Raw genomic sequence first — 19,312 nt, forward strand, 5'->3', positions numbered from 1 at the left:
CAGAATTTGACAGGCAGGTACTAAAACAGAATTGGAGTGGTTCGAAGTGAGTGCTCAGAATCAAATTGTGCTTGTCACCGGCGCAGGGAATGGAATTGGCCGAAGCGTGGCTGTCGCCTATGCACGGGATGGGGCAACTGTCATACTCGTGGATAAGAATGCGGAGGCGCTCGAAGGAACGGCGGCGATGATCGTAGCAGAAGGACTACATCAGCCGATTAGCCGCGTGCTGGATTTAAGCGAGCCTGCGTCCATTGAAGCGTGTTTCGAGGAGTTGGCGAGAAGTGTAGGTCGGCTCGATGTGCTCATCAACAATGCCGGTTTCGGAATATGGAAATCGGTCTATGAGCTTACGATCGAGGAATGGGATCGTGTTATCCATACGAACTTGCGCGGCACCTTCGTTTGCGCTCGTGAAGCAGCGAGAATGATGAAACAAGGCGGCAACGGCGGCGCAATCGTGAATATCTCTTCTACGCGCGCGATCATGTCTGAGCCGAATTCGGAAGCCTACGCTGCGTCCAAGGGCGGGATTCTGTCACTGACGCATGCCCTTGCGGTCTCACTTGGACCGGACCGAATATGTGTGAATGCGATCAGTCCCGGTTGGATCGAGACAGGCGATTACGATAAGCTTCGGCCGGATGATCATCTCCAGCACCCAGCGCAACGGGTCGGCAAACCCGATGACATTGCAAGAGCCTGTCTGTATCTCACCGATCCTCGGAACGATTTTGTAACCGGCACGAATATCGTGATCGACGGCGGGATGACGCGCAAAATGATCTATCTCGAATAGAATCGTTATCCGCCCCACAGTCCATCTTTGGTTTCACTTGAGATACATAGCGTAATGAGCCAATAAGCGGTGACTCCCAGACATATATAATGCATGGTATCGGTATGAACAAACACCGCGTACAGAATCCAGCTTACGCTCCCAACCGCAAACCAGAACCACGAACTCAAGATGAAAAACAACACGCCGATCCCCGCCAGCACTTCCAGCAGCCCATCCCATATTTCCTCCATCCTGCATCCTCCCCAAGTGGCTTATATAGCTACTATATGAGGCTTTAGAAGGATTCGATCATGGATTGTATGGGAAAATAATCCAATTTTGTCCCGCCGCGCTGCGGAATTGCCTGTTTTGCGGCGAAGCCTGGTTGCTAGGCGGCTTACGATCAGTTAGCCTGGTGCGGGAGCAAGGTTAGTTGGTTTGTTGAGCGTTCACTTTTGGAACTCTCGGCAACCGGTGCGGGAGCATTTGGGTTAGTTGGTAATCTGAGAGTCGGGTTTTCCGACTCTCAACTTCTTTTTTTCTGTGGTTTTGCCGCTGAGAGTCGGGTTTTCCGTCTCTAACCATCCGGCACGGGAACATTTGGGTTAGTTGGTTTGCTGAGAGTCGGGTTTTCCGACTTTCAGCTTCTTTTTTCTATTGTTTTGCCGTTGAGAGACGGTTTTTCCGTCTCTCATCATCCAGCACGGGAGCATACGGGGTATTTAGTTCGCTGAGAGTCGGGTTTTCCGACTTTCAGCTTCTTTTTCCTTGGGTTTCGCCGCTGAGAGATGGTTTTTCCGACTTTCAGCTTCTTTTTTCTGTGGTATTGCCGCAAAGAGTCGGGTTTTCCGACTCTCGGCATCTTTTAGAATGAGATCAACTTAAGCCAATGACTCCAGCATCTGCTCCAGAACACGAACCCCTTGAATTTCCGCGGCTTTGGCATCTTGCAGCAGTTGAATCGAACGAGAAGCCACAGCCTCTTGATTGGGCTCGCCTCCTTGCGGGAACGGGAACAGACTCACTAATGCGCCAAGACGGTCTGCCACGATCCGATAATGGGCGGCAGCTTCTGAGGCGAGCTGGCGCAGCTGCGACGAATCCCAATCCTTCTCGTTCGGCCAGTTAGCCACGACGTCTTCCAGAAACTTGACGGCAAATTCGCGGGCATCCCACACTTTGACGGTATTCACGCTGTTCCCGAAGGCTTCCACTGTCCGATTCGTAAATGCTGTGATCCATGCATCGTAAGCTGCGATTCCGTTTCGGTGAGATCCTTTTTCCAACTCCCGCTGAGGCACTTTGGCATGCTGCAATGCAAGCTCAAGCGCTCCCTTCAACATCGTTCTCCGATCGACCGGCTGATAGCCCTTGATCCCAAGCACATACAGCTCGGTTACTTCGCCTCGTCCCAACTTCTCATAGGGCAGCTCGCCATCTTGACGGACATCTCTGCACTGGAAAACCCGTCTATTATCGTCATACCCGTAGATAACGCCCCACTCCGGTATGAAGAGATCCCAGCTAAGCGCGGGAATACCGCGGTCGATCGCTTGCTGCACAAGCTCGATTCCCTCTTCCAGCTCTTCAGGCGTTGGCGGATTGTTCGTTTGTTTTCCGGCATACTGAACGGAGAATCCGAGATTGTTCAACGCCGCTTCATGATGCTGCTTCCAATCAAAATTTGAATAACTCCCAACTTCGACAACTTCCCGGTCAATGATGATCTTAAATGCATGCGCGGTGTACCCCATCACCTCAACCAAAGTCATCCCTGCCAGTTCCGTATACTGTACGATGCTGTGCAGCGCTGCTGTATCCGTATTATGGCTCCAGCTGCAATCGGTCTTTGCGATCATTTCCATTGTCCTCAATCCCTCCATGTGATTTGGTACAGCGGTGGAGCGAGCAGCTTCACTGCCGGTTTTCCTAACTTCTTGCGTCCCTCGATGTATAGGCTGATTTGAGAACGAATTCGCTCCTGCTGCAGCTTCTGCCGTGCTCTTGAAATGCTGTTGTACACATTTGCGACTGCCGTGTCCATCAAGGAAGCGATATGCTGCGGCGACAGCTGATCGAAGAAATACGCTTCGAAAATTCGTTTCTCGCGACTGGTTAAGCAGTACATCATGCTGCGAATACCATCGACTAAATCTTTACGCATCAAAGCAGCAGAGGGATCATGCGCCTGCTTCGCTTCATCAAGCGCAAGTTTGCCGAGGCGGAACAACACATGATCGATGTTATACGGATCACCATAACCGATACCCGCGCTGCTAACTGTATGCTGCGATGCAACCTCCCTGCTGCTCCAACTCGTGAATGGCCGCTCCTTGCGATGCGGCCCTCCTCGGCGCAGCTTCATGTTGGCTTCATTTCGCACAATGGTTTTGAGCCAAGGGGCGAAACGGCTGCTGTCCACGAGCGAGCCCAGATGAAGAAAGGCCCGCACGAGCGCTTCCTGCACCACGTCTTCGGCAAGATGGTGATCCTGCGTCAGGGAGTACGCCAGATTCAACGCTTTTGCCCTGCTTCTGCGGACAAGTTCCCCGAATGCATCCGGATCGCCCGTTCTCGCCAACGCGACCAGATCCGCTTCTTGTGCAGGCACTTTCTCATCGAGATGCTCATGTTCTGCAGGATTAGAAACCAACACTTCACTGCCTCCTCTCGTCTGCCTATATCTAGAGATGCCAGCCGAAGCTGAAATCTATCTAAACGACAAAAATCTTTTTCTACACCTGCCACTACACTCTGTACTCTAATTCCTCACGCCCCTGCAGAACCCTGTTAGACGCACAAAAAAACCGCCAATAATGGCGGTTTTCTTTGCTTTCTTGCTTATTCGACATTCGGTGCTGCTTCATCCAGCCAGCTCTCTATGCTGCCAATGACAGAAGCTACGCAGCCATCCTCAAATGGGGAGTTCAAGCCGGCAACCTTCACCAGCTCCGTAAACGACAAGCTTCCGCCTTGGCGGCATAGGTTCAAGTAGTCTGCCCATGCTTCCGGACGATCCTCGTGCATCTTCTTCCAGAATTGGAACGCACAAATCTGTGCCAGCGTGTAGTCGATATAGTAGAACGGACTGTTGAAAATATGACCCTGTTTATGCCAGAATCCACCCTGCTCCAGATACGCGTTGTCCGCGTAGTTGCGATGCGGCAAATATTTGCGCTCGATTTCGCGCCAGGCTTGTTTACGCTCCGCAGGTGTTGCATCCGGGTTCTCATAGATGAAATGCTGGAACTCATCCACCGTCACGCCATATGGGATAAAGATCAATCCGCTTGCCAGATGGTCGAACCGATACTTGTCCGCCTCATCCTCGAAGAACAGATCCATCCACGGCCAAGTGAAGAACTCCATGCTCATGGAATGGATTTCGCAAGCCTCATAGGTCGGGAAACTGTACTCAGGTACCGCAAAGCTTCTGCTCTCATAGACTTGGAAAGCATGGCCGGCTTCGTGCGTAAGCACATCAATATCGCCTGAAGTTCCATTAAAGTTGGAGAAGATATATGGTGCACTGTACTTGCTGATATACGTGCAATAACCGCCGCCTTGCTTGCCTTTCTTGGCCACCAGATCCATCAGATCGTTATCCTGCATGAAGCGGAAGAACTCGTCGGTTTCCGGAGACAGCTCCTCATACATCTTCTCGCCGTTCTTCACGATCCACTCCGGATTGCCCTTTGGCGTTGCATTTCCCGTCTTGAACGAGAAATTCTCGTCGTAATACAGCAACGAGTCGACTTCAATCCGATTCTTCTGCGCTTCCTTCAGCTTCGAAGCCACCGGCACGATGTATTGAAGCACCTGTTTGCGGAAGTTCGCGACCATCTCAGCGTTGTAATCCGTACGGCTCATACGTGCATAACCCAGTTCCACATAGTTGTTAAAACCAAGCTTCTTCGCAATCTTCGTACGAACCTTCACAAGATCATCGTAAATGCAATCAAAGGTTGCTTCGTTCTCCGCCATAAAGCCTGATGATGCTTCCATCGCACGTCTGCGCATATCGCGATCCTTCGATTGCTGGAACGGCCCGAGCTGGGACAATGTCCGTTCTTCACCTTCGAACATGATTTTGGCAGACGCGATCAGCTTCGAATATTCGGTCGTCAGCTTATTCTCTTGCTGCAGATCCTCAATGACCTCTGGGCTGAATGTCTTAAGCGACAGCTCGGCCAATTGAAACAGCTGACGGCCCCACTTTTGCTCCAGCTCGGTTCTGAACTTGGAACCCACAAGTGCGCGATAGTAATCGGTTATGTATTCTTGCACAATCGGGCCGCTTTCGTCGAAGAAATCTTGCTCGGCTTTATAAAACTCGTCATTCGTATCAATGGAGTGGCGGATGCTCGCGATTTGGGCTTGCGAATCGAACTCACTGCGAAGTTGGTTTAACGCTGTCATGGCAATGTCTTGCTCGTCATAGGTTTGCGCGGAGAGGAACGTTTCCAATTGCGACTTAAACTTCTGTTCAAACTCTTTAACATCCGGGCGTTCGTACCGGTACTCGCTAAATTTCATGAATACGCACCTAACCTTTCGTTACGGAATAAATGATTGCAGCTATGGCGCTGCCAGCATGACCTCCCAATTATATCCTAAACGCAACAAGACCAAAAGAGGCCGTTCGGGGCTCGCCCCCTCGCAGCCCCCTACAGCAGTTCTATTATTAATTTTATTACGCTCGGAATCGACCGATGATATCCATCACGTACTTGTAGATGACCGAAGCGCCGCCTATGAAGAAAAGCACGATCAGTGTGTATCCGGTCGGGTCGATCGAAACCATCGATAACAAGAAATTAAGCGGAAGCACATAGTAGAGAATGTCTTTCAAATAACCGAGAAATGTTGTATCGAAAGACCCTTTCCAGAACGATTTGGAAAAGGCAATTACAAAATCAATGATCATCAGGGCAAATACTGCCCACATCGTGTAGGTCACCCATGCAGCAAGTGTAAATGTCATTTTTCATCACCACCTTCCTACACAGTATGCTAGGCAGCTTTCTGGGTGATGATTATTCGGCTTGGTGCATAACTTTTGTGTATAGCGTGTGAATTTATGCAGATTATTGCGGCACGGCATGGAGGCGAGCGAACGATGTCCGATCGGAAAAGCATCGTGTCCGACTATTTCGAGAAAATCCTAAACACGATAGACGTGGGTGTCCATTTCATTGATCAGGAAGGCAATACCGTCTTCTACAACGATAAGATGGCTGAAATTGACGGGCTGGACCGGGAGCAAGTGCTCGGGAAAAATATTTTGCACCTCTACCCTTCCCTGACGCAGGAAACGAGCACGCTTGAAAAAGTGCTGCAGACCGGACAACAGCTGCCCGCCCATATCCAAACCTATTTCAACGTGACGGGCAAGCGCATTATGACCGTTAACAGCACGTATCCGCTCTATGACAACGGCAAACTGATCGGTGCATTGGAAGTGGCGAAGGATATTACGAGCATTGTGCAGCTGCATGATCAAATTCTCGATCTACGGCATCAGCTCTATCAGGCGAAGCAGAAGGAAAACAAGAATAAAGGAACGGCAAGATATGAGTTCAGCGACCTCATCGGCCGGAGCAAACCGTTCCAAGACGCCTTGACCCTTGCGAAGAAGACATCTCGCACGGTATCTCCCGTCATGATTAGCGGTCCAACCGGTACCGGCAAGGAGTTGTTTGCCCAGAGCATTCACAACGCCGGAGCTCGGCGGAATCGACCTTTTATTGCGCAGAACTGCGCTGCTGTCCCAGCCGATCTGTTGGAAGGCATCATGTTCGGTACGGCAAGAGGCGCGTTTACCGGCGCGGTCGATCGGGCGGGCCTGTTCGAACAAGCGAGCGGCGGCACGCTGTTCTTGGATGAGCTCAGCAGCCTCGATGTTTATCTGCAAGCCAAGCTGCTGCGGGTGCTGCAAGATGGCATGGTCAGGCGTATTGGCGGGACTAATGAGCAGCAGGCAGATGTTCGAATCATCACCGCTTTGAATATGGATCCGGCGCATGCGCTTGAAGAAGGGCTGCTGCGGTATGATTTATTTTACCGGCTGAGCGTGGTGAAGATCGAGCTCCCTCCATTGCAGCAAAGGGAAGAAGATATTCCGCTGCTGGTGAACCATTTTATCGAGAAGCTGAATCCGGTGTTCGGGCTTCAAATCCGAAGCATCTCGCCGGATGCGCTGCGTCGATTGACCGCCTATAATTGGCCCGGTAATGTTCGCGAGCTGGGTCATGCGATTGAATCTGCTTTCAATATGGTGGAAATCGATGAGGAAACGATTGAGGAGCGCCATTTGCCCAGTGGCTTGCTTGCTAATCGAGTAATCGCCGAGGCGGAAAGCGGTGGCCATGATCGACTGCCGGAGCGGATGAAGCAGATGGAACGTGAGGCGATTGCGATCGCTTTTCGGAAGAATGGCTTTAATGTCAGTCAGACTGCGCAGGAGCTGGGCATGAAGCGGCAAGCCTTGCAATATAAGCTGAACAGGTATGGGATTACGAAGAAACCTTGACTCGATAGGATGGCATGATGGTGACGGGATGTGCTGGCTTCTGCTTGTAGGCAGAGGCCTTTTTCGCATGGAAATCGCTCCGATTGGCAATGTTGGCATGCTTCTTGCACCAATAAAGGCGAGTAGCAAATTTCCGTGGAGGTGCGCCAATCATGAGCATGTCAAACGATAGCGGGACGGACAAGGTGCCCCTAAGCAGCAAGAGGCACTGGAAGCAAGTAGCGTTGTGGAAAGATGTGACGGACGAACAGTGGAATGACTGGCTGTGGCAGCTCACTCATACGATTAAGACGCTGGATGAGCTGAAGCAAGTGGTCAATTTGACGCCTGATGAAGAGGCAGGTGTGCTCATTTCGACGCAAACGATTCCACTCAACATTACGCCTTACTATGCCTCCCTCATGCATCCGGATGATCCTCGCTGTCCGATTCGGCTGCAGTCGGTTCCGATTTCCGCGGAGCTGTTGAAGACGAAATATGATCTCGAGGATCCGCTCTACGAAGATGAAGATTCGCCGACGCCGGGCTTAACCCATCGGTATCCGGATCGCGTCCTCTTTCTCGTGACGAACCAATGCTCCATGTACTGCCGATATTGTACCCGCCGCCGGTTCTCGGGCCAAGTGGGGATGGGCGTGCCGAAGAAGCAAATGGACGATGCCATTGCCTACATCCGCAATACACCGGAGGTTCGGGATGTGCTGTTATCCGGCGGCGATGGTTTGTTGATTAACGATACGATTTTGGAATATATATTGAAAAATTTGCGCGAGATTCCCCATGTGGAGATTATTCGGATCGGCACACGGGCGCCGGTCGTCTTCCCGCAGCGGATTACGGAGAACCTGTGCACGATGCTTCGCAAGTATCATCCGATCTGGCTCAACACGCACTTCAATCACCCGCTGGAAATAACAGATGAGGCGAAGAAGGCATGCGCGATGCTTGCTGATGCCGGCGTGCCGCTCGGCAATCAATCGGTAATCCTCGCAGGGATTAACGATAGTACGCATATTATGAAAAAGCTCATGCACGAGCTGGTCAAAATCCGTGTGCGCCCTTACTATATCTATCAATGCGATTTATCTGAAGGGATCGGCCACTTCCGTGCGCCCGTCTCCAAAGGGCTGGAAATCATTGAAGCGCTTCGCGGACATACCAGCGGTTATGCTGTTCCTACTACGTTTTTTATTTGAAGTATCGAAAAAAAAAAGAAAAAGCAACGGTTTTTAACTCACCCGTTGCCCCGATTTATAAAGGTTAATAAGTGCTTGTGCGAATAGCTGATAATTCGGTTTGTTCACTTCCCTTACCGTTCCTTTTGGTCTCGGGATGGTTGAAGGCGGTTTATTCATATGCATAACCTCACTCGTGATGTTGAATGATACAGTATATGAAATAATAGGATTGTCTGATTCATCAGAACCGCCGCTCTCCCATACTCCGACACTTCCCACACCAGCACTGGAAAAAAACAGCCGTGACCTGTTTATAAGGACTAAGCCAATGTTCTTGACCATATGGACAAGTGAACAGGTACATCTCCTTCAACCCTCTCAAAACTCCTTTTCTAAAGTCGAACGGCTCATGCTGAGTCAACTTGTGACGCTTCACAATTTTGTTGAACTCCTTGATCATCTTTTCGTGCCCGTGGAGTTTCAGAAGAAAGCATTGCTGACATCCTGCTTTCTTGCTGACATAGTCGTTAGGCTTGATCAGAATGTCGTGCCCTTTACTGCACCGGGCTTTATGTTTGTGGGAAGTTCCTTTGTAAGCTTCAATCAGAGTGTCTCCAGTCTGTTCTAATCGGTCAGCCAAGCGGTTAAGAGCGGTCATCATCTTCATGTTCGGGCTGCCGTCATTGCAAGTCATGGGCACAGCGTTTACAACTTTTATTCCTCGATAATGGTTCATTATGATATCTCTCCTGTGTGAAAGTGTGTGTAAGGCGTATAGTACTTGAGATGCTGATAGTCACTCTCATGCACTCCTCGGTACGGCTTTGAATGGTCTATACTTGGTTGTGTCCCTTGCAACGGCTTGTAATCGCCTAGTGCCCATCTGATGCTGTCGTATTCCTCAGGGGTAAGATATTTTTTAAGGCGTGCTACAGCCGATCTGAGACTTGCCCCAACATTCTGCCGTTGTAGTCCAAGAATGTCGGCAATCTCTGTCCTCGTGAATCCTGCACCGTAGTAGAGACCCAATAGGCTATACTGGTGATCATGCTTGGCAAAGATTTGTTCGATCTTGACTTTTACGTCACGCGGGATCTTCTGCACTCCAGATCGCTGTCCAACACGCTTTGACAGAACTTGGTCTATAAGTGTGTTAGCTACCCCTTCAGAAGTTAACTTGACCATGTCCGAACGTTCGTGCTTCTTGATCCCGATCTGGTTCGGTTTCTTCTCTGTGCTTTTCAACGCTTCCCGCTTTGCTGTCTCAATCTCCTTGTTCAGTTGGTCAATCGATTTGTTCACTTGCATTGCTGCTGTCCGCTTCTTGTCCATTTCGTCCATTCTCCTCAGTGTGTTGTTTGTCCTTGCACCCGTGTAATCACAAAACGTCCCTCATTTTCATAAAACGACCCTTTTTCGTTTTACATGTCGTAACGAACCCCCTATTTTCACAAATGCCGTGAAAAGTTCTTTGTAGAGGGATAATCGTTGGAAGCCGTCCATTTTCACAAAGCCCCTTGAAAAGTTCCTTACATGGGAATAATCACGAGATGTCGCTCATTTTCACAAAACGACCCGTGAAAAGTTCTCTCATAGAGGTAACCACTGCGAGTCCGGTATTTTCACAAAAACAAGAAGGAACTATATTTCGAACGCAAAAAAGCCCTCATCCGCAATGGACAAGGGCTTGTTCAGTCTATTGAAAAAATGGATCGCTACTCTGTACTAGTACAGTTCCAGTTACTGTAACAGTAATAAGGATATTGGTCAAGAATTCAATGTTACTAAACATTACATGGCACAATAATTCGCCCATACTGGCAAGGAGTTTTTCCAGAATTACCTTTTTTGGAAACCACCCAAACACCACGCCAGTACTGGGATTGGGGTAACGGATTACTCAAAATGCAATAAGGAATTATAATCTCCCCAAGCTCTCTATATAGGCTTTCTCTTATACAGTACTCTATATAATATTTTTTTAATTAAAAGTAATAGTTCCTTTATGGAATTCGGTAACTATAGGTCTCAACCCCTTTGATATCAACGGGTTGGGAGATTACCTTTTCTGGAAACTAAAATTAACGTCCCTTTGCCCTCCCCTTGCAGCGGATCAGAACGGCTCCTGTCCGTACCCTGCTCAATCCCCTTTGAAATTATTTTCAAATATTTTGCCGTTCCTGTCCAAAAGTTCATTCGGTATTTAGCTAAGTAAAGAGGGAGAAAGTTCACTTCCTCCCCAGTGTTTAACTTAACGTCAATTCAAATATAACGGAGGTCATCCAATATGAGCTATTCAATTCAGATCCTAAACAATGACGATCGAGAGTTCGTGGGTCAGTTCTTTGCTGAACGTCCACACATCAATACAAGCCAATTCCTGAGACGTTGTATTATTGACGGCATTCGCCATGAGTGGAACAGCGAGGTTCAACGTGTAGTTGGACGAATCAACGAGATTCAACGGGCACACGGTGCACCAGAGATTTAGAATTGCTTTCAGCTATGGCTCATGACTGGATCATTCAATCGTGAGTCTTCTGGTGCAAGCAATTTGCATCACAGGTAGAGGGAGGTAACCCCTTGACCAGTTAGTTACGCATTACCTTTGTAAACAATCACAGAATGTTCAGAAGTGGACAGCCAGAAAGGATTCTGTGGTTCACGATCACAGACTTCTCAAGTGTGGTTTGCATCGATGGTGCGATTTCGTTTTGGTTTCTTCCATGCGAGTCTTCCATTTCGTTCGGTAAGGTCGTTTCACGTTTTTCTAAGTTTTGCTTTCATCGTAGCCGACACGCAGATCGGATGGGCAGACGGGCGTCCAACCTACTAGATCCGTACGGTGGTTTTCTGAGCGCATGTTTCCATATTTGACAGCTTACATGCCTACGGTCTTGGACAGTACCGTGTCATCAAAAACTGACTATTTGGGAACTCCTGTCCTTAATCGGATCGGGGTTCTTCTTATTATCCTCTGACTTGACAAACTCAGGGAAATGTACCGATTCGAGGTGAGCGGTATTCCTTTCTTGGGTGGGTCAATTGAGTGGGTAATTTCGCCTTGACCATCCACTGCAAAACAATAGCAAATGTAGTGCGGTCACGGGGTACAGATTAGACCATTCTTGACAACTTCAAACAACAAACCGAATAGCTGACGGACTCCATGGGGTGAAGGCAACCAGTGTGCTGAGGACAGTACATATAGCAAAACTTACGGAATTTCCAAAAACCATTAGGAGGTAACGCAATGTTATCAGGTCAGGAAGAAAAACGTCTCAAAGAGGAACGCCTTGATCAGATTGAGATCATGGAAAACATCGTAGACACGATGAAGGCAGAGAAACGCGGGATCAAGGCTAATGAACAAAGATCCTTGAACAGCGCAAAAGAACGTATTACAGAAATTGATAGCATCTTGGAAGGTGCTGAAATCCGTGGAGGGATTGAGAAGATGATCATGACTAAAGATGTACACAACCCAGAGGTAGAACAGCGCAAGGCAGATGACCAAGCATTCCTTACTTTGGTGAAAGAAGCCCGTGCAACTGGTGGTATGACTGCAGGATCCAACGGTGTAGTAATTCCACTATCCATTGCACAGCGCATTGTAGAGACGGCAAAGAACGTGTCTCCAATCGTAGCAAAGGCGACAATCTGGAACGTATCTGGAGACCTGAGCCTACCATCGTACGATTACACTCAAAACGTGTTTCAGTACGTTACAGAAGGAACTGCGGTCACTGACAGCAATGGTGCATTCGCAGGGAAGACACTTGCTAACTTCATCATCGGCAGCTTGACAAAGATCTCAAACTCTTTGATCAACCGCTCTGATATCGATGTTGTTCCTGTGATCATACGCCAGATCGGTCTATCCCTTGCTCTATTCCTAGAAGGTGAACTGATCAACGAGACAGGTGCAAAGTTGAAAGGTCTGAAGTCCGGGGTTACTGTAACGGCTACTTCCACTAATGCAACTACTGCCGTGATCGATGCAAAGACAGTCACTGACTTGATCGGTCTGCAAATGAAGGTGCCGCAGATCCATCAAGCCAACTGTGCATGGTTGATGTCCCCGCAAGTATGGACTGCAATCCGTTCGTTGACTGGTGCTTCTGGCAACCTACTCATTCATGGTGACGATACTGGTATTGGTGCTGACGGTGGTCTGGTCTTGTTCGGCAAACCAGTAATGCTATCCGATGCTATGCCAACAACATTGGCGTTGAATGCTCGCGGTATCTACTACGGTGACTTCTCTGGTCTTGATATCAAGCTGACTACTGGCATTCAAGTTAAAGTATTGCTGGAGCGTTATGCAGCCGAGTACCAAACAGGGATCACAGCGTTCCAAGAGTTGGACAGCGTTGTGGGCGATCCCTCCAAGTTTGCTGTACTAATCGGTAAGTAATCAACACAGGGTCGATCCTTCAAAGGGTCGGCTCTTTTATTAACCCAAACTAAACATATTACTACTCAAAGGGAGATAGATGACAATGGAGAAGGTTCACGGAAATTGCAAGCTAACAGATGAAGAGATCAGAGAGATTTACAGACGTGCCCATGCAGGAGAAAAACAAACGGCTTTGAGTCGTGAGTTTGGAATCTCTCAACCCCATGTACGTATGATCAAAAATCGTGTAACTCGCAAGGCTGCAACGGATTGGAAAGGTGACAACTAATGAGACGCTATGATATAGAACCTCCTAAAAATAATTGGCGCGGAGTTGACACATTGAAAGTGGAATGGTGCTTTGTCTGCAATCGGACACATTCGATCAAATTTATGGATGATCGTCTTCAAGCGGTTTGCCGAGCATGTGCCAGAGAAATTAAGAAGTCTCAAAAGGAGTTGGACAGATGACAAATCAAGAAAGATATAACCGGGAAGTGACCTTCCAACTGCGTTACAGTCAGGCAGCTCAATGTGCCAGTTTTACCAAAGGTAAATGTTTGGTAACAGGCCCTCTATGTAGAATTGCCCATTTCACTGACCGTCAATGCACCTACTTTGATACTCACATTGCTCCACCTCTGATCAAAGAGGAAATCGCAACATACCGTACTTGTAACGAGTGTCAGAAGCGTTTCAAAGGTGTTGGAAGGTCAGCCTATTGCAGTGAAGTATGTAGGAAAATCAGGAGAAGTAAAACGAATCGGAAACACTACGTCATTAAGACAAATACCACCCTGTAACACCTTGATTTTGCTGGGTTTTTTAGACCTATTTTTAAGGTCTGGTATGATCCATCCTTTTTGCTTCTAATCGGTCTTAATCAATCATAATTAAAGGAGGAAATAATCATGGCAGTATCAATCCTTTTCTTCAAAATAAGTAATGAGAGATTTCTCAAGATCGTCAAAGCACGATGGCACAAGATGGACTATTCATTGGAGGGAATTATACGCTCGTTTAAGGTTCTTATACGCCATTTTCAGGGCCCGTAAAGTCAACGGAAACCTCTTCCTGAGAGAACTTAAATGTAAGCCGATATTTTATACCCTCACCGTTTGAATTTGATGGACCCGATGGATTCATAGGATTCTTTGGAGAAATTGGTTTCATTGTACCCGTTGGATTCATTGGATTCTTTGGAGAAATTGGTTTCGTTGGACCCATTGGATTCGTTGGTGGTGGTGTCGTTTGCGTGGCACGAACGCCCGCAACGGCATAAGCGTATAACATACATAAGGCGTAAACAGACATGCTAGCCCCAACTACCGTCAAACCTATCATTTCTATACCACCTCCATAATTTTTCTTCTACATATTTACCATATGTTTTAGGTAATTTGTCCTAATACAGTTTGGTCAAAGAGCGGTCTTTGATGCAAATCTTGTTGTTAACTCAAACCCAAAATACCCCGCCCCTTATTATTCATCGATTTACACCTTTTTGCTCACGACCGCACAGTCTACACCGCTTGAAAGTTTCTCCCTAAATCGCATACAGTGAGAATGGTTATCATTAAGTAATAAAAAAAATCCCGACCTTATGTGGTCAGGATATGGGCGTTGTTATTCAATCAAAATTAATATGATTTTATTTTTAGCAGCCTTTTTATTTCTTTTCTATTCTCTTCATTGTATTTTCTCTGTGGTTCTTCATTATCGTCTCCATATTTCCAAATTGAGTTTGATAGACCGATTAGATTTGAAGAAGCATCAATAATGTCTTTTGTATTAGGTACTAATCGAATAAGTGAGAATAATGGGTACATTGGAATGATATTAATCACACCTATTAATTCACTAGCTAATTTTCTGAAAGCATTAGATGCTTCATTTACATCCTTAACTAATTTTTCATTTTTACTGTTGACATCGTTAAACTCAACAGGATTCGAAATTCTATTAGCATAAAACACCAATTGAATTGATATTTGATACCTAAGTTTCCTGTAATCAGAAATTGGTTCAATCAGATATTTCAAAATAATTTGACTGAAGAAAAAAATAATTAAACCACCAGTCACAGTGAATATTGAGGTCAATAAAGCATTTTGCACTAGGGAATCCACCTCTCATGGTGCAGGATTGTATGTAGCTATATAATTAGTTAAATTTTGAACTGCAAATCCAGCGTCTGAAGCAGCTTGATTAAAATACTTCTTAGCTTCCTCGTATGTCTCACCACCTGAAACTGACGGTGTAAACGTATTATTTTCGATTGAAGACGTAGTTTTTTCTACATACTCGTTCAATTTATCCAACCCAAGTTGATAGTTATCTAGTATCGTATCATATGTTGGGATTCTAATATTCGTTTTTGGAATCATTGGCCTGCTACGATTAGTTAACGCTACAACCTGTGAATACTGTCCATTCATCTTCTCGTTAGTTTCATTAACTAAAGATAAATAAAACTTCAATTGATCCTTTGGAATAGTGCCATTGCCCGCTGCTGAAATTATAAAGAAACGATTTGCTTTATCCAAAAGAGCCAAAGAATTATATAGGTCTGCGAGTTCTCTGTAAACATCAAGGTATGAATACAAGTTCTGTACTTGATACTTTACACTTCTTACTTGATTTTTCAGTTCCACATTCCGCTTTGATTCATTTTGGAACGTAACTATTTTTTTAGCACTTTCATACTCGTAGTTAATTCCAATAGCATTCAATTGATATAAAGGAATCATAGCACTACCATTGTAAATAATGGCAGGTGTCTTTGTACCAAAATTAAGAACCTTGTTTTCAACTTTTACCTGTACAATTTCATTCCCCTTAAATTTACCCCAATTTGCAGCGCTCACGACGCTAGCTAATGCCACCAAACCGACTATAGTTAAGCCTATGATCTTCTTTTTCACTTTCCAATCATCCCCTAAATTAGCATTTTAGTCCTATACCAAAATTATAAGGTGCGATTGTTTAAATGAAAAACTAATTTTTTTACATTCGATAAAAAAGCGAATAATCGACACGGTCTGACAAAAAGTATGATAAGAGCGTTTAGTTCAACTATCGTATCCAGTTATTTGAATAAGTACCTAGTTAACGTGCGTCATGATCTAAAGCATGTTCGAATATATTTATAGGAAGTTTATTACGGGATGGTACTTTATTAAGGAGGGCGAATCAATTTGTGGCAATTCATAGTGGCTATCTATTTATCGATTTTTATTCATGAGCTTGGTCATTACATAACGATTCGGATGTTTGGAATTAAGGTTCATGAGTTTGTAGTCGGTACGAGCTATAAACTGATTAAATTTAACTTTAGAGAAACAAAATTTAGTATTGGTATTAATCCATTCGGTGGAGGTTACGTAGCTAATGAACATAAGGATTTCGAAAAATTATCTTTATTAAAGAAATTAATAATTATCTCGGCTGGAATAATATTAAACTTTGTTTGTTTTATAATTGGATTGACAATTTATCTGGTTCAAAAAAACGTTAATCTGAACTCTATATGGCTAAGCTTCATAACTGTTATTCAGAACTTGCCTACTATATTTAACGGATTATGGGAAGCAATAAAAAAAGAGAATATATCCTTGCTGATTAGTCCAGATAAAGGAGCAGATGGAGTCGCACGTGATAATATTGAAATGTTCAATACTGTTGAACATATAGTTGGAGGTTTTTGGCTACTCTTCGCTGTTATAAACTTACTTGGTTTTATCTTAAACTCATTGCCTTTTTTCGAAAGCGATGGTTATAAAGCATTGAAGTACACAACTAAATTAATCTTTCCAAGGTTAAACTATCAATCTAAAATAATAGTGGGTATCAAAAAAATAATTCAACACTTTAAGATGATTGGAATAGCTAGCTTTATTATTAGCACTGTCTGGAGCATGAAGATTAAATACAATCTAGGATGGATTGAAGCAATCCTAATAAGCCTACTTCTACTCACAATCATCGTAAATATTGTGATCTTCATGCAAAATAGGAAAAATAAAGATTTGAGTCATTAAATCTTTATAACAGAACTTTAAAACGGACAGTAAAAAACCGCACTAAGGATATTCCCCGGCGCGGTTACAAATCAATAGTACTCGATAGCTAGGTCATAAGGGAATTCTCTTCTGATCTGGCTTCTTGTCGTTAACTTCTTTATCTCATTTGGCATGTTACGGATGAAGTGAATCTTACGAATGAATTGTTTCAATGCAGTATTCTGCGCTTCCACTGGCAATGACTCAAAGCCGTCTAACAGATTGACAATATGGGCGATACGTTCAATATGGTTTGTGGTATTGATGGACTCACTTTGTTGTAATAGCGTCTGTCTGTTCTGTTCCAAAGCTTGACCCATATCGATTAAGGCTTGTCGTTTCACTTTCAATTCATCGTGAGTGAAGATACCCGCCACTGCCAATTCAATCAAGTTCTGTTGTTGTCGCTGGTTCTCGCTTATCTGGGCATCAACGTGTGCTGATCGTTCCTGCAGCCCTGCTTCAATGTTGGTCAAATCCTGTTGCTCGAGCAGAGAAAGTTCGTGTCTCATCTGTTCCTCGTGCGCTTTCAATGCTTCAATGATATCTGACTCCACATACTCCAGTTTGACACCACTGTTGGGACACTTTTCCGCACTATTGGGCAGTTGGTATCCACATGGCTTAATAGTGTACACCCCGTTACTCTCTTTCGTTATGGTTGACTTTCGTCCGCATATGCCACAATACAATAAGTCCTTAAGCATCGTTGTCCCAGTCTTTGGTGCTGGCTTATTACGATATGCACCGAAACTCTCCGCTCTGGTAACGCGTTCTCTGTTTGCACTTTCCCATTCCACAATCGGAATAATAGGCTCATGGGCATTGTGTGATTCTATTGTATTTAGAACCTTGTAAACGTACTTACCACCTTCTTTAATGCGTTTACGATCTTGGAACGAAACCGTTCCTTTGTATGCAGAGTTCTGAATGATACGTTTCACAGTCGGTAACTGGAATGCTTCGGATCGTTGCGGTTTATAGCCTTCGCGATTTAAGATGTCAACGATTTTACGACTACCAAGACCCTCACTGTGAAGCTGAAAGATATACCGTACAACCTTTGCTTCTGGTTCGAATATTTCAAGCTTCTTGGTCACGCTGTTTCGTCTGTACCCGAATGGAATACCACCAGAAATATGGAGCCCGTTTTTTGCCATCGATATCTTATTGTTCTTCGATCTCTTTCCAATTAGAGCATGCTCTTGACTTGCTATTAATGAGCCAAAACGGAATGTCAAAACGTCTGTATTACTGTTAGCAAGATCATATGTTTTATCAGGAGTAACAATCGGCTTGTCATAGTCTTGACAATATTTCAAAACTGTTTCCGATATGTATCCGTTACGGCTCAAGCGTGACAATTCGACGGTCAGAATGCCATCAAACCGTTCAATATTGTCAAGCAGCCGTTGCAGCTGGGGACGTTGCTCCATCTCGGATGCACCACCAGACAAGACTTCTGCAAACTCTTCAAATGTGTGACCGTTCTGTTTACAAAACTCAATCAGAATGTTCCTGTGATTGGTCAGTGTTTCTACGCCTTCGCCCTTCTTCTCCTGCGAGATCCGCAAGTACATTCCCAAGTGCATTCCCGTTCACTTCCTAATGGTTGATTTTCCTCAGTTTATCATACATTAAATAATAAATGTAGTGCCGACTTTCGTCGTTGATGCTCCCGGCGGCGGCGGTAAAATCGCACTTCAACCGAACTATCTCATCTCGCAAAGTCAGGATAAAGTGATCTTGCGCAACTATGAAGGCGTCATCGTCGGTTATCCGGAGCCGAGCAACTACGTGCCCGGTCGTGCGGATGAATATTTCAACGAAATCTATGGCATTGAGAAACAGCCCCCGAGCACCGGCATTATCTCGCTCATCAAAGATGAAAATTTCAACCTGGTGCCAGAAAATTTGCGCCGCATCGGCAGACGCAAGCTGTATGAGCAGGCGGCCGACCACCACTCGCTCAAGGACAAACGCGAGAAACGCGACGAGATGAAGCAAAAGCTCATGCGCGCGCGGCAGCAGGATCAGTCGAGCGGCGAAAGTGCCAAGCAGCAGGCTTCGCCTGCCGGCGGGGAAGGCGCGCCAGAGCAAGCGCAGCCGAAGGGCGAGCCTGGAGGCGCGAGCGAGTAGCTGCGGCGGCAAGCGAAGGTGAGCGAGCAGCCGCCAGCGGCTAGTGAAAGCGCTCAAAGGCTCGAGCGGCAGCACCGAAGGCGAGCCTGGAGGCGCGAGCAAGTAGCTGCGGCAGCAGGCGAAGGAGAGCGAGCAGCCGCCGGCGGCTAGTGAAAGCGCTCAAAGGCTCGAGCGGCAGCACCGAAGGCGAGCCTGGAGGCGCGAGTAGCCGCCGTTAATCGT

At 46.1% G+C, this 19,312-nt stretch carries 18 protein-coding genes and 1 pseudogene; 7 read left to right on the forward strand and 12 right to left on the reverse strand.

Features of this window, described 5'->3' with window-relative positions; all coding sequences use genetic code 11:
• Positions 1-46: 46 nt before the first annotated feature.
• On the forward strand, positions 47-799 hold the full coding sequence (locus BM412_RS11035; protein ID WP_091217527.1) for an SDR family NAD(P)-dependent oxidoreductase: 753 nt from the start codon (positions 47-49) through the stop codon (positions 797-799).
• 5 nt (positions 800-804) lie between these two features.
• Here BM412_RS11035 and BM412_RS11040 read toward each other — a convergent pair whose 3' ends face one another.
• From BM412_RS11040 to BM412_RS11060, 5 genes are all read right to left on the reverse strand, one after another.
• Entirely contained in the window at positions 805-1,032 is a 228-nt protein-coding gene (locus BM412_RS11040; protein ID WP_091217530.1) for a hypothetical protein, read from the reverse strand.
• 630 nt (positions 1,033-1,662) lie between these two features.
• The gene (locus BM412_RS11045; protein WP_091217533.1) at positions 1,663-2,646 is read right to left on the reverse strand and encodes a hypothetical protein; all 984 of its coding nucleotides are present in this window, start codon (positions 2,644-2,646) and stop codon (positions 1,663-1,665) included.
• Between the two features lie 5 nt (positions 2,647-2,651).
• Entirely contained in the window at positions 2,652-3,437 is a 786-nt protein-coding gene (locus BM412_RS11050; RefSeq protein WP_177245773.1) for an RNA polymerase sigma factor, read from the reverse strand.
• Between the two features lie 185 nt (positions 3,438-3,622).
• Positions 3,623-5,317 (reverse strand): M3 family oligoendopeptidase, encoded by a 1,695-nt coding sequence (locus BM412_RS11055; RefSeq protein ID WP_091217539.1) that lies wholly within the window; start codon positions 5,315-5,317, stop codon positions 3,623-3,625.
• Positions 5,318-5,474: 157 nt separating this feature from the next.
• Positions 5,475-5,765 (reverse strand): hypothetical protein, encoded by a 291-nt coding sequence (locus BM412_RS11060; protein WP_091217541.1) that lies wholly within the window; start codon positions 5,763-5,765, stop codon positions 5,475-5,477.
• Between the two features lie 135 nt (positions 5,766-5,900).
• Between BM412_RS11060 and BM412_RS11065 the strand changes: the two genes are divergently transcribed.
• Together BM412_RS11065 and ablA are read left to right on the forward strand one after the other, a co-directional pair.
• The gene (locus tag BM412_RS11065; protein ID WP_091217544.1) at positions 5,901-7,313 is read left to right on the forward strand and encodes a sigma-54 interaction domain-containing protein; all 1,413 of its coding nucleotides are present in this window, start codon (positions 5,901-5,903) and stop codon (positions 7,311-7,313) included.
• Between the two features lie 158 nt (positions 7,314-7,471).
• Positions 7,472-8,494, forward strand: a pseudogene (gene ablA / locus BM412_RS11070) (lysine 2,3-aminomutase); the annotation flags it as partial.
• 238 nt (positions 8,495-8,732) lie between these two features.
• Here the strand turns inward: ablA and BM412_RS11075 are convergent.
• The 3 genes from BM412_RS11075 to BM412_RS32100 all read right to left on the reverse strand — a co-directional run bounded on the left by BM412_RS11075 (position 8,733) and on the right by BM412_RS32100 (position 10,955).
• The gene (locus tag BM412_RS11075; RefSeq protein WP_091217547.1) at positions 8,733-9,227 is read right to left on the reverse strand and encodes a hypothetical protein; all 495 of its coding nucleotides are present in this window, start codon (positions 9,225-9,227) and stop codon (positions 8,733-8,735) included.
• Positions 9,227-9,823 (reverse strand): sigma-70 RNA polymerase sigma factor region 4 domain-containing protein, encoded by a 597-nt coding sequence (locus BM412_RS11080; RefSeq protein ID WP_091217549.1) that lies wholly within the window; start codon positions 9,821-9,823, stop codon positions 9,227-9,229. The genes BM412_RS11075 and BM412_RS11080 overlap by 1 nt, the downstream gene beginning before the upstream one ends.
• Positions 9,824-10,799: 976 nt before the next feature.
• Positions 10,800-10,955 (reverse strand): hypothetical protein, encoded by a 156-nt coding sequence (locus BM412_RS32100; protein ID WP_177245774.1) that lies wholly within the window; start codon positions 10,953-10,955, stop codon positions 10,800-10,802.
• A gap of 789 nt (positions 10,956-11,744) precedes the next feature.
• On the opposite strand from BM412_RS32100, the gene BM412_RS11090 reads away from it, so the two are divergent.
• The gene (locus BM412_RS11090; RefSeq protein ID WP_091217555.1) at positions 11,745-12,908 is read left to right on the forward strand and encodes a phage major capsid protein; all 1,164 of its coding nucleotides are present in this window, start codon (positions 11,745-11,747) and stop codon (positions 12,906-12,908) included.
• Positions 12,909-12,993: 85 nt separating this feature from the next.
• Positions 12,994-13,179 carry a helix-turn-helix domain-containing protein gene (locus BM412_RS11095; protein WP_091217557.1) on the forward strand — a complete coding sequence of 62 codons (186 nt, stop codon included), beginning with the start codon at positions 12,994-12,996 and terminating at the stop codon, positions 13,177-13,179.
• Between the two features lie 740 nt (positions 13,180-13,919).
• On the opposite strand, the gene BM412_RS31825 is transcribed toward BM412_RS11095, so the two are convergent.
• The 3 genes from BM412_RS31825 to BM412_RS11105 form a co-directional block, all read right to left on the reverse strand.
• Positions 13,920-14,234 (reverse strand): hypothetical protein, encoded by a 315-nt coding sequence (locus tag BM412_RS31825; RefSeq protein ID WP_143111594.1) that lies wholly within the window; start codon positions 14,232-14,234, stop codon positions 13,920-13,922.
• Positions 14,235-14,530: 296 nt separating this feature from the next.
• Positions 14,531-15,007 carry a hypothetical protein gene (locus BM412_RS11100; RefSeq protein WP_091217559.1) on the reverse strand — a complete coding sequence of 159 codons (477 nt, stop codon included), beginning with the start codon at positions 15,005-15,007 and terminating at the stop codon, positions 14,531-14,533.
• 15 nt (positions 15,008-15,022) lie between these two features.
• Complete coding sequence (locus tag BM412_RS11105; protein ID WP_091217562.1) at positions 15,023-15,814, reverse strand: hypothetical protein; 792 nt, start codon at positions 15,812-15,814, stop codon at positions 15,023-15,025.
• A 273-nt stretch (positions 15,815-16,087) separates the two neighbouring features.
• Here BM412_RS11105 and BM412_RS11110 point away from each other — a divergent pair, with 273 nt between their 5' ends.
• Positions 16,088-16,930, forward strand: coding sequence for a site-2 protease family protein (locus BM412_RS11110; RefSeq protein WP_177245775.1), 843 nt, complete (start codon positions 16,088-16,090; stop codon positions 16,928-16,930).
• 71 nt (positions 16,931-17,001) lie between these two features.
• On the opposite strand, the gene BM412_RS11115 is transcribed toward BM412_RS11110, so the two are convergent.
• Positions 17,002-18,531, reverse strand: a complete 1,530-nt coding sequence (locus tag BM412_RS11115) for a recombinase family protein (protein ID WP_256256243.1) — start codon at positions 18,529-18,531, stop codon at positions 17,002-17,004.
• Positions 18,532-18,604: 73 nt separating this feature from the next.
• Here BM412_RS11115 and BM412_RS11120 point away from each other — a divergent pair, with 73 nt between their 5' ends.
• Positions 18,605-19,090 (forward strand): hypothetical protein, encoded by a 486-nt coding sequence (locus BM412_RS11120; protein ID WP_371264763.1) that lies wholly within the window; start codon positions 18,605-18,607, stop codon positions 19,088-19,090.
• Positions 19,091-19,312 lie beyond the last annotated feature (222 nt).

It is taken from the genome of Paenibacillus sp. BC26, assembly GCF_900116125.1.
Taxonomy (GTDB): Bacteria; Bacillota; Bacilli; order Paenibacillales; family Paenibacillaceae; genus Paenibacillus_Z; species Paenibacillus_Z lignilyticus.

What these genes read in the sequence shown, in the direction of transcription:
- BM412_RS11040 (WP_091217530.1), bottom strand. Translation starts at nt 1,032, where the DNA reads ATGGAGGAAATATGGGATGGGCTGCTGGAAGTGCTGGCGGGGATCGGC.
- BM412_RS11045 (WP_091217533.1), bottom strand. Translation starts at nt 2,646, where the DNA reads ATGGAAATGATCGCAAAGACCGATTGCAGCTGGAGCCATAATACGGAT.
- BM412_RS11055 (WP_091217539.1), bottom strand. Translation starts at nt 5,317, where the DNA reads ATGAAATTTAGCGAGTACCGGTACGAACGCCCGGATGTTAAAGAGTTT.
- BM412_RS11060 (WP_091217541.1), bottom strand. Translation starts at nt 5,765, where the DNA reads ATGACATTTACACTTGCTGCATGGGTGACCTACACGATGTGGGCAGTA.
- BM412_RS11065 (WP_091217544.1), top strand. Translation starts at nt 5,901, where the DNA reads ATGTCCGATCGGAAAAGCATCGTGTCCGACTATTTCGAGAAAATCCTA.
- BM412_RS11075 (WP_091217547.1), bottom strand. Translation starts at nt 9,227, where the DNA reads ATGAACCATTATCGAGGAATAAAAGTTGTAAACGCTGTGCCCATGACT.
- BM412_RS11080 (WP_091217549.1), bottom strand. Translation starts at nt 9,823, where the DNA reads ATGGACAAGAAGCGGACAGCAGCAATGCAAGTGAACAAATCGATTGAC.
- BM412_RS11090 (WP_091217555.1), top strand. Translation starts at nt 11,745, where the DNA reads ATGTTATCAGGTCAGGAAGAAAAACGTCTCAAAGAGGAACGCCTTGAT.
- BM412_RS11095 (WP_091217557.1), top strand. Translation starts at nt 12,994, where the DNA reads ATGGAGAAGGTTCACGGAAATTGCAAGCTAACAGATGAAGAGATCAGA.
- BM412_RS31825 (WP_143111594.1), bottom strand. Translation starts at nt 14,234, where the DNA reads ATGATAGGTTTGACGGTAGTTGGGGCTAGCATGTCTGTTTACGCCTTA.
- BM412_RS11115 (WP_256256243.1), bottom strand. Translation starts at nt 18,531, where the DNA reads ATGTACTTGCGGATCTCGCAGGAGAAGAAGGGCGAAGGCGTAGAAACA.